The sequence below is a fragment of the Microcystis sp. M165S2 genome (assembly GCF_020245885.1).
Lineage (GTDB): Bacteria > Cyanobacteriota > Cyanobacteriia > Cyanobacteriales > Microcystaceae > Microcystis.
Genome location: NZ_JADBTZ010000339.1, coordinates 1 through 8,590 on the forward strand (window position 1 = coordinate 1; position 8,590 = coordinate 8,590).

8 protein-coding genes are annotated in these 8,590 nt (G+C 43.9%); 5 read left to right on the top strand and 3 right to left on the bottom strand.

Going from position 1 to position 8,590, the window contains the following annotated elements:
* Positions 1-329: 329 nt before the first annotated feature.
* The gene (locus tag IM479_RS16835) at positions 330-1,001 is read right to left on the bottom strand and encodes an MBL fold metallo-hydrolase (protein ID WP_287685991.1); all 672 of its coding nucleotides are present in this window, start codon (positions 999-1,001) and stop codon (positions 330-332) included.
* A gap of 104 nt (positions 1,002-1,105) precedes the next feature.
* Here IM479_RS16835 and IM479_RS16840 point away from each other — a divergent pair, with 104 nt between their 5' ends.
* From IM479_RS16840 to cax, 3 genes are all read left to right on the top strand, one after another.
* The gene (locus IM479_RS16840) at positions 1,106-2,590 is read left to right on the top strand and encodes a site-2 protease family protein (protein ID WP_287685992.1); all 1,485 of its coding nucleotides are present in this window, start codon (positions 1,106-1,108) and stop codon (positions 2,588-2,590) included.
* Positions 2,591-2,747: 157 nt separating this feature from the next.
* Positions 2,748-3,359 carry a YdcF family protein gene (locus IM479_RS16845; RefSeq protein WP_287673117.1) on the top strand — a complete coding sequence of 204 codons (612 nt, stop codon included), beginning with the start codon at positions 2,748-2,750 and terminating at the stop codon, positions 3,357-3,359.
* A gap of 48 nt (positions 3,360-3,407) precedes the next feature.
* On the top strand, positions 3,408-4,496 hold the full coding sequence (cax, locus tag IM479_RS16850; RefSeq protein WP_287673118.1) for a calcium/proton exchanger: 1,089 nt from the start codon (positions 3,408-3,410) through the stop codon (positions 4,494-4,496).
* Between the two features lie 2 nt (positions 4,497-4,498).
* Here cax and rsmG read toward each other — a convergent pair whose 3' ends face one another.
* Positions 4,499-5,176 (bottom strand): 16S rRNA (guanine(527)-N(7))-methyltransferase RsmG, encoded by a 678-nt coding sequence (gene rsmG, locus IM479_RS16855; protein WP_287673119.1) that lies wholly within the window; start codon positions 5,174-5,176, stop codon positions 4,499-4,501.
* 92 nt (positions 5,177-5,268) lie between these two features.
* Positions 5,269-5,916: an ABC transporter ATP-binding protein gene (locus tag IM479_RS16860; protein WP_287685993.1), complete on the bottom strand. Its 648-nt coding sequence runs from the start codon at positions 5,914-5,916 to the stop codon at positions 5,269-5,271.
* Between the two features lie 85 nt (positions 5,917-6,001).
* Here IM479_RS16860 and IM479_RS16865 point away from each other — a divergent pair, with 85 nt between their 5' ends.
* Together IM479_RS16865 and IM479_RS16870 are read left to right on the top strand one after the other, a co-directional pair.
* Entirely contained in the window at positions 6,002-6,916 is a 915-nt protein-coding gene (locus IM479_RS16865) for a Sll0314/Alr1548 family TPR repeat-containing protein (protein ID WP_287685994.1), read from the top strand.
* A 271-nt stretch (positions 6,917-7,187) separates the two neighbouring features.
* Entirely contained in the window at positions 7,188-8,228 is a 1,041-nt protein-coding gene (locus IM479_RS16870; protein WP_287685995.1) for a fatty acid desaturase, read from the top strand.
* The last annotated feature ends 362 nt before the right edge of the window (positions 8,229-8,590 follow it).

An 8,590-nucleotide genomic window follows, 5' to 3' on the forward strand; every position in this document is an offset into this window, starting at 1 on the left:
ACCCTTTTAAAATAAAGCTTTTGACCTGTTAAAGTCCGATGTTAGTGCAAGAAAATAGGATTGGGACTTTCAAAAACCTTGCATTATCCTTCTTGTAGTACATCGCTTGGTACAAAAAACAAGGGCAACAAAGCCTGAAACGACCGGCTACTGACTCCTGACTCCTGACTCCTACCCCCACCGAAAAACTTTTTCAGCAGACCCTAAATAATCAGTTTTTAATAACCGGATTTAGTACGACCACCTGAAAATCGGTAAAACCCATCCCCCATCCCCCAACCCCCAACCCCCAACCCCCAACCCCCACCGAAAAACTTTTTCAGCAGACCCTAGTTAAGAGAATTTGCGCTGATTTTTTCGTAGGCGCGATCGATAATTCCCCGACCGCGTAAAAAGCCGGTATTAGCTCCAGGACAAAGATAGGAGAGAGTTTCTGGGTTAAAACGGTCTAAAATGGCCTGTTGCGATCGCAATTGCCGCGGCCAGTGGAAAGTTTTCGCGGTCTGTAGGGGTTGCGGTTGACCCTTGGTGTCGGGGAGAAGATGACGACCGGTAAATAAAACCCCCCCGTGACGTTGCCAGTAGAGACAGGAGGAACCGGGAGAATGGCCTGGAGTCCAAAAAGCGCTACAAGTGGGAGATAACTGGATTTCTTGGGAAAAAACGGTAATTTGACGGTGAGGAAGCAGATAAGCTTCCTGTTCCTGTAGAATAATCTCACAATTGAGCAAACTTTGCAGAAGATCGCCCTGTTTCCCCTGACCCCCGCGATGGGTAAAAAATAGGTAACGGACTCCTTTTTCTCGCAGAAAATCCCGCTCGCTCTCCTCACAGCTAGGACAATCCACCAGAATATTACCAGTATTTTCTACAATAAGATAAGAGGTTCCCCCTAGGGTTTCCCGATTAGGCGAGAAAGCGTATAAACCTTCTAGAATTAATCGAGGGGGTTTTGTGGTTTTGCTAACCTCTAAAGGAGACGATTCGGTTTCCGATCGCATGGTTTGCCTATCCAAATCACAATCAATGCGGTTTATAACTTAGCACAATCGTTGACCGGGCCGGCTGAAATTAGCCGCCTTTTACTCAAGAGAAAAGAGCCGATATGGAAATGTGGTTGTTATTAGGGATTCTGGGCGGTTTCACCTATTTTATCGTCAAGCGTAGCGTGGCCAAAATCACGACAACACCAATTTGGTTAATTTGGTTTGTCCTGATGACTCCGGCTCTAATTTGGACGGGCTGGATGTTAATCTATGGAGAGGATACCCCCATGCCGGCATTTTTGCTGATCGGTCCTTTTGTGATCTGTCCTTTTTTGTATTGGTGGTTAGTACAGAAGGGACGGGTTACTCCCCAAGAAAGTCCCCCATCACCACCGGAAACAGCGAATTTAGTCCTAGAAAATCTTGATAATCCTGCGGCTAAAAATAATTTAAAACCGATCACTGCCGAAGAGGAAAAATCCCTACGAGATTGTTTTCCTTGGGGGATTTATTATCTGCAAAATATCGATTATCGTCCCCAGGCAATTCTCTGTCGGGGCAAATTGCGAGCGGTTCCTGAAGAAGCTTATCAAGTGATTAAAAACAATGTGGAGAAGGTTTTTGGGGATCGCTTTTTATTGCTTTTCCAAGAAAGTTTTCAGGGACAACCTTTTTTCGCTCTTGTGACTAATCCCTGGCAGCAAAAAACAGAAACTATAGAAACTGAAAAAATTACTCGCCCCTTTCTTGCCCTGGGTTTATTGTTATTAACTCTCTTAACTACCACAGTCATCGGTGCAGGATTAAGTGGCATTACCTCTCAACAATTAGAAAATAATTCTAGTTTATTATTGCAAGGTTTCCCCTACAGTTTAGGCTTAATTGCTATTTTAGGACTGCACGAATTTAGCCATTATTTGACAGCAGTTAAATATAAAATTAAAACTACCTTGCCCTATTTTATCCCCATTCCTTTCTTCCTCGGCACCTTCGGGGCTTTTATTCAAATGCGATCCCCAGTCCCCACCCGCAAAGCTTTATTTGATGTGGCAGTGGCCGGTCCTTTGGGGGGTATAATTATCGCTATTCCTCTACTGTTTTGGGGATTGTCCCTCTCGGAAATAGTTCCCCTAACTAATCAAAGCAGTTTATTAAATTTTCAGGCCTTAAATCCGCAGTTTTCTTTGCTCTTGTCTATCGTAGCTAAACTAGCCCTCGGCAGTAATTTAATCGCCGGAAAAGCGATCAATTTACATCCTTTAGCGGTAGCTGGTTATGTGGGAATTATCGTTACAGCCCTCAATTTAATGCCCGTGGGTCAATTGGATGGTGGTCATATTGTTCACGCCATGTATGGGCAGAAAACCGCCATAATTATCGGTCAATTAACTCGATTATTCATGTTTATTTTAGCCCTAGTGCAGCCAGATTTTTTACTCTGGGCGATTATTCTTTTATTAATGCCAGTCAGCGATCAACCTGCATTAAATGATGTGACTGAATTGGATAATAAACGAGATTTATTAGGACTATTTTCCTTGGCTTTGTTATTAAGTATTTTGCTACCCCTTCCCGAAGCGTTGGCCCGTTGGTGGGGGATGTAAGCGACCGCATCAATCAACCTGATTTCTGGGAAAATTATCGGTCAGTTAGGGGATAAAATCCCTATCTCCCACGTCAATGTGAGTTCGATGACCCTCACCCTCGATCACTTTAACCCACAAAGCTGAAGGCTGACAACCGCTCACCGATTACTGTTATATGGTTCTCAAGGCTAATTCTCGGAGAAAAAAGCGAGTTTCTCTGAAAGCGAAGTTAGGCAAATCTAGGTTAAAATTGCTGGCTATTCCGCTAATTTTGGCGAGTTTAGGCTGGTTATACTACGATTTACGTCAGCAGTGGGCAAAACCGGAAGCGATTTTTGTTTTGGGAGGTCATGCCGATCGAGAACGTTTTGCGGCAAAATTAGCGAAGGAATATCCTGATCTACCGATTTGGGTGTCTTCCGGTAGTCCGCGACGATATGTGAGAAAGATTTTTAAAAAAGCGGGAATTCCCCCAGAACGTCTCCATCTCGATTACAATGCGCGAGATACTGTCACTAACTTTACTAGCCTAGCCGATCAACTGAAAGCCCAAGGTATTGATAGTGTCTATCTAGTCACTTCCGATAATCACATGAGAAGGGCGCGATTAGTGGGAGAAATTGTTTTTGGTAGTCGCGGAATTGTGATTAAACCGGTGACTGTTCCCTCCCAATCACCCCCCGAACCCCTAGAAAAGTCGCTCAGAGACGGTTTTAGGGCAATATTATGGATAATAACCGGTTCTACCGGGGAATTTTGGCTAAAATCCGATTCTAGTACCCATTAGTTCCCGACCCAATCAAAATAAAATTATCTTGACAAAATTACCCACTTTATGTTAAGCAAAAATACCATCTTCGCCATCTTATTGATTTTTGTGCCGCTATCGATCGCCGGTTCGCTGTTACACTGGGGCGGAACAGTAGTTTTTATCACCGCTTGTCTAGCCATTATCCCCCTAGCGGCCTACATGGGGGAAGCCACGGAAGCGATTGCGGTGGTGGTCGGGCCAAATATTGGCGGTTTGATGAATGCCACCTTTGGCAATGCCACAGAATTAATTCTCGCCTATGTCGCTTTGCGGGAAGGTTTTATCGATGTGGTAAAAGCGACGATTACTGGCTCAATTATCGGTAATTTACTCTTAGTTATGGGATTATCGATGTTTTTAGGCGGTTTACGCTTCAAAGAACAGGAATTTCAACCAATAACTGCCCGTTTAAATGCCTCGGCCATGAATTTAGCGGTGGTGGCGATTCTTTTACCCACTGCCGTGGAATTTACCTCCACGGGAGTCGGGGAAGCAGTCCTACAGCGTCTATCCGTGGCCGTGGCAGCGGTGTTAATTTTCGTCTATGGTTTAAGTCTCTTGTTTTCCATGAAAACCCACACCTATCTCTACGATGTCGGGGTTGCTGGTATCGAGGAGGAAAGCGCCACAGAAAACCCCGAAAAGCCGAAAGTCTGGTTTTGGTCTTTGATTTTATTGGTCGTTACTATCGCCGTGGCCGTAGAATCGGAGTTATTGGTGGCATCCCTAGAGGAGGCTACGGAACAGCTAGGTTTAACGGCGCTGTTTACCGGGGTGATTCTTTTGCCTATTATCGGTAATGCGGCCGAACACGCTACGGCTGTCACCGTCGCCCTTAAGAATAAAATGGATCTATCGGTATCTGTGGCCGTCGGTTCCAGTATGCAGATCGCCCTGTTTGTGGCTCCGGTTTTGGTTATCATGGGTTATATTATCGGTCAGCCCATGGATCTAAATTTTAATCCCTTTGAGTTGGTGGCAGTGGTTGTAGCGGTGTGGTTAGCTAATTCGATTAGTAGTGATGGGCGATCGAATTGGTTAGAGGGAATGTTACTCTTAGCTACCTATGCTATCCTCGCCTTGGCTTTCTTTTTCCATCCTCTCACCGCTTAAAGTTATCCCTTGCCGATATATAGACAATGACGGACGCTTTGGCTTAAGGGAGTGGTAAAACTGGCAATTTCGAGGATTTTACCGCCAGCTTTCCCTAGATTCTTCTCTAAACTCGAACTATCCTCCGATGACCACTGACCACGATAGAGAATAGCGATTCCGGTCTTTTTCAGGAAAGGCAAAGCATAGTTAACACAGATATCCACATTAGCTACCGCTCGCAAACAGACGATATCGTAAGCACAGTTATGTTTAGGGTTTTTCCCGACGATTTCCGCCCGACCTAAACGAGTTTTCGTGTTATTTAACTCTAATTTGTCAATAACTTCTTCAAGAAAATTAATCTTTTTTTGGGTGGAATCTAAGAGAGTCACCGACCAATGGGGATAGGCGATCGCAATTGGCACCCCCGGAAACCCGGCCCCGGTCCCCAAATCGATGACTGATAGGGATTTTGTCAATAGATCTGGCTGGGATTTTTGTAACCAAGCTAAACCCGATAAAGAATCCCAAAGATGTTTTTCCCAAAACTCCTCTGGTTGGGTAATTCGGGTGAGATTAAAACGTTGATTACCCTCTAAAATCAAGTCATAAAGTTGTTGAAATCGCGCTTGTATGGCCCCATCGGGTTGCCATTCTAGGGTTTCTTGCCAAAGGTCAAATAATTCGGGAAGGATCATTAATTCAGTAATCAGTAATCAGTCATCAGTTATCAGTCATCAGCTATGAGGGAAGTGGGGAATTTCAACTAATACCCCAAAACCCTAAAACCTCAACTATCTGTTTTTTCACTTTTTAATTCCCGCAAATGTCCTTGTTCAATTTTCCAGTGACGGTCAGCAATGGGGAGTAATTCTCCGGCATCGTGACTAACTACTAATAAAGTCCAGTGTTGTTTGAGACTAGCGAGAAGTTTAGCCAATTGACGACGCATCGACCAATCTAAACCGGCCGTAGGTTCATCGAGAAGTAACAGATTAGGCTGCCGGATTAACTGGACAGCGAGGGATAAACGACGCTGTTGACCTCCACTAAGATTGTGGGGAGAAGTATCCAGAGGCATATTTTCTAATCCTACCTCCTTTAAGGCCGCCGTTAGGCGATCGCTTTTAATCTCCGGATGACCGAGACGCAACTCCTCAAGGATGGTTTTACCGCAAAAATGACGTTCAGGAAACTGAAAAACGATTCCTCCTAATTGTTGCAGGTGCAGGACCGTTAATTCTTGGTCGCGCCAGTGAATTGTCCCTGCTGTTTTATCGGCAAAGCCTGCTAGAATTTCCAAAAGAGTCGTTTTTCCGGAACCACTGGGGCCGACAATCAGACCTAATTCTTGGGGAGCTAATTCGAGATTAATCCCCTGTAAAATGGGATTGAGAGCAGCGGGAGGATGATAAACCACATCTTTGAGATAAAGCATTGAGAGGAAAATAACTGGAAATTAAGTCTAGAAACCCGTTTCTATTGTGACAGATTTTTTCATTCGCTCAAGGAGACTTTTGACCATGGTGCTGAGGTTAGGTTTAACGAAAAGAATGGCGATCGGTGCTTCGCTGACTGTTATGGTAATGGTTAACTGGATTGGTCCTGGGTTAGCTGGAGATCCTTTCCGCAAAACCAATCCCCGACCGATTGGCGATAAGACCGAGGCCGCTTTTAACGCTATTTTTAAAGAAGGTAACTATCTAGAGGCCAAAAAATTAACTATTGAGGCCACAGAAAAGGAACCCCAAGAACCTTTGTCCCATGCTATGCGCGCCTCTCTTGCTTTTACCGACCAGGATTGGAACACCCTAAAAACCTACTCCGAGAAAACTAAGGAAGCGGCCAAGCAAATGCAGGCCAGCGACCCCTTAAGGGGAAATTTGTATCTAGCGGTGGGGAGTTTTTTGGAGGGAACCTACGTTTTTCAAACCGAAGGAGCAGTATCGGCTATCCCCAGATTACAACAGGTGTTTCAGTATTTGGAAACCGCAGAAAAGGTTAATCCTACGGATCCAGAATTGAATCTGTTAAAGGGTTATATGGATTTGATTTTAGCGGTTAATCTACCCTTTTCTAGTCCCCAAGAGGCAATTCAACGGCTAGAAACCTACGGAAGTCCTGATTACTTGGTCGATCGAGGTATAGCTCTAGCTTACCGGGATTTAAAGCAGTACGATCAGGCTTTGCAGTTTATCGATAACGCTCTGAAAGCGACCCCCGATAATCCAGAATTAATGTATCTGAAAGGTCAAATCCTGAGAATTCAAGGCAATACGGATAAAAATACTGGCTCTTTGAAACTGGCATTGGATTACTTTAATAATGCCCTGAAAAAACAGGAACAACTCCCCGAATCGGTCAAAAAACAGTTAAATCGCGAACACCGTAAGGTACAGGAGGAGATTAAATCCCTAGAAAGCACCGCTAATCGTTAAAAAAAAGCCTAAAAATAGTCAATATTTGGGGTTTTTATCAGTTATCAGCTTCTGAAGGCAAAAGGCAAGAGGCAAAAGGCAAATTTGGCCAAAACAGAAAATCTCCTCTTATGGTATATAAAGTAAAGGATTATTAAGCTTCGCGGAAGTTTATTAATTAAAGTTAAGAATATATTGACAAAAAAATTGGCTTGTGGTAGGGAGCAGAATTTAGCCGCACCTCCTAGCTGATTTCTTGTCAAGGGTTCACCTAAGTGTAATTGGAGATTTCATGACGGCAACGACGGATAAATTGCATGGGGAGTTGATCACCTCGATCGAGCCAGACTTTAAACTGAAAGATATTATTAAAAGCATTCCCAAAGAATATTTCCAGAAAGACCAGGTTAAAGCTTGGTTTGGAGTGATTACGAATATTTTGGCGGTCATGTCCGGTTATGCAATGCTAGTTTATTCTCCCTGGTATTTACTGCCTTTAGCTTGGATTTTCACTGGTACAGCTTTAACGGGATTCTTTGTGATCGCGCATGATTGCGGTCATCGGTCTTTTGCTAATCGACGCTGGGTTAATGATCTTGTCGGTCATATTTTCCTCTTACCGCTTATCTATCCCTTCCACTGCTGGCGTTTCCTGCACGATCGCCATCATACTAAAACTAACATGGTAACTATAGATAATGCTTGGGATCCGTGGGAATTAGAAGCTTTTAACTCAGCTAATCCCCTAGTGCGTCTCTTTTATCGCGGCATTCGCGGACGTTTCTGGTGGCTTGGTTCGATCGCCCACTGGGCTATTCTACACTTCAACATCGAACAATTCAAGGAGAACGAACGGGAAAAAGCGCGCTTTTCGATGATTGTCGTCCTAGTTTTTGCCGCTATTTTTTTCCCAACCCTCATTTTCTACACTGGTGTCTGGGGATTGGTTAAATTTTGGGTGGTACCTTGGTTTGTCTATCATTTTTGGATGAGTACCTTTACCCTTGTCCATCACACGGACCCGGATATTCAATTTTCCTATCCCGAAGACTGGAATCAAGCTTTAGCGCAACTAGAAGGGACAGTTCACTGTAGCTATCCCCGTTGGGTAGAAATTCTCTGTCACGATATTAATGTCCATATCCCCCATCATATCTCGACGGCGATTCCTTCCTATAACCTCCGCAAAGTTCACGCTAGTCTCAAAGAAAATTGGGGTAGTCACCTGAAAGAAACCGAGTTTTCTTGGGCATTAATGCAGCGAATCGTTGATTATTGCCATATTTTCAACTCCGAAACCGCCTACAAAACCTTTAAGGAAAGCCGCGGTTAAATCAGTTATCAGTTATCAGTTATCAGTTATCAGTGGGTAAGTTATCAGCTATCAGATTTGAGTTTGAAGTGACAGTATTAAATAGGGTTTGCGGCAAAAAGTTTTTCTTGGGGGCAGGGTGTGGGGTGTGGGGTGTAGGGTTTTACCGATTTTCATCTGCTCAATTACCTAATTTTCAGGGAAAAAGTCCCGGAATTTTCCCCCTGATCACTCCCAGTCCGGTACTTTTTGATTGACAAAAAGTCTAAAAGTCTTACCCAACAAGGTTTTTAGATTTATTCAGCCAACCCTAAATAGGGTTTGCTGAAAAAGTTATTGAAAAGCACAGGTCTCTTAATCAATGATTTCACTTAGCTACAAGC

What these genes read in the sequence shown, in the direction of transcription:
- IM479_RS16835 (WP_287685991.1), bottom strand. Translation starts at nt 1,001, where the DNA reads ATGCGATCGGAAACCGAATCGTCTCCTTTAGAGGTTAGCAAAACCACA.
- IM479_RS16840 (WP_287685992.1), top strand. Translation starts at nt 1,106, where the DNA reads ATGGAAATGTGGTTGTTATTAGGGATTCTGGGCGGTTTCACCTATTTT.
- IM479_RS16845 (WP_287673117.1), top strand. Translation starts at nt 2,748, where the DNA reads ATGGTTCTCAAGGCTAATTCTCGGAGAAAAAAGCGAGTTTCTCTGAAA.
- cax (WP_287673118.1), top strand. Translation starts at nt 3,408, where the DNA reads ATGTTAAGCAAAAATACCATCTTCGCCATCTTATTGATTTTTGTGCCG.
- rsmG (WP_287673119.1), bottom strand. Translation starts at nt 5,176, where the DNA reads ATGATCCTTCCCGAATTATTTGACCTTTGGCAAGAAACCCTAGAATGG.
- IM479_RS16860 (WP_287685993.1), bottom strand. Translation starts at nt 5,916, where the DNA reads ATGCTTTATCTCAAAGATGTGGTTTATCATCCTCCCGCTGCTCTCAAT.
- IM479_RS16865 (WP_287685994.1), top strand. Translation starts at nt 6,002, where the DNA reads ATGGTGCTGAGGTTAGGTTTAACGAAAAGAATGGCGATCGGTGCTTCG.
- IM479_RS16870 (WP_287685995.1), top strand. Translation starts at nt 7,188, where the DNA reads ATGACGGCAACGACGGATAAATTGCATGGGGAGTTGATCACCTCGATC.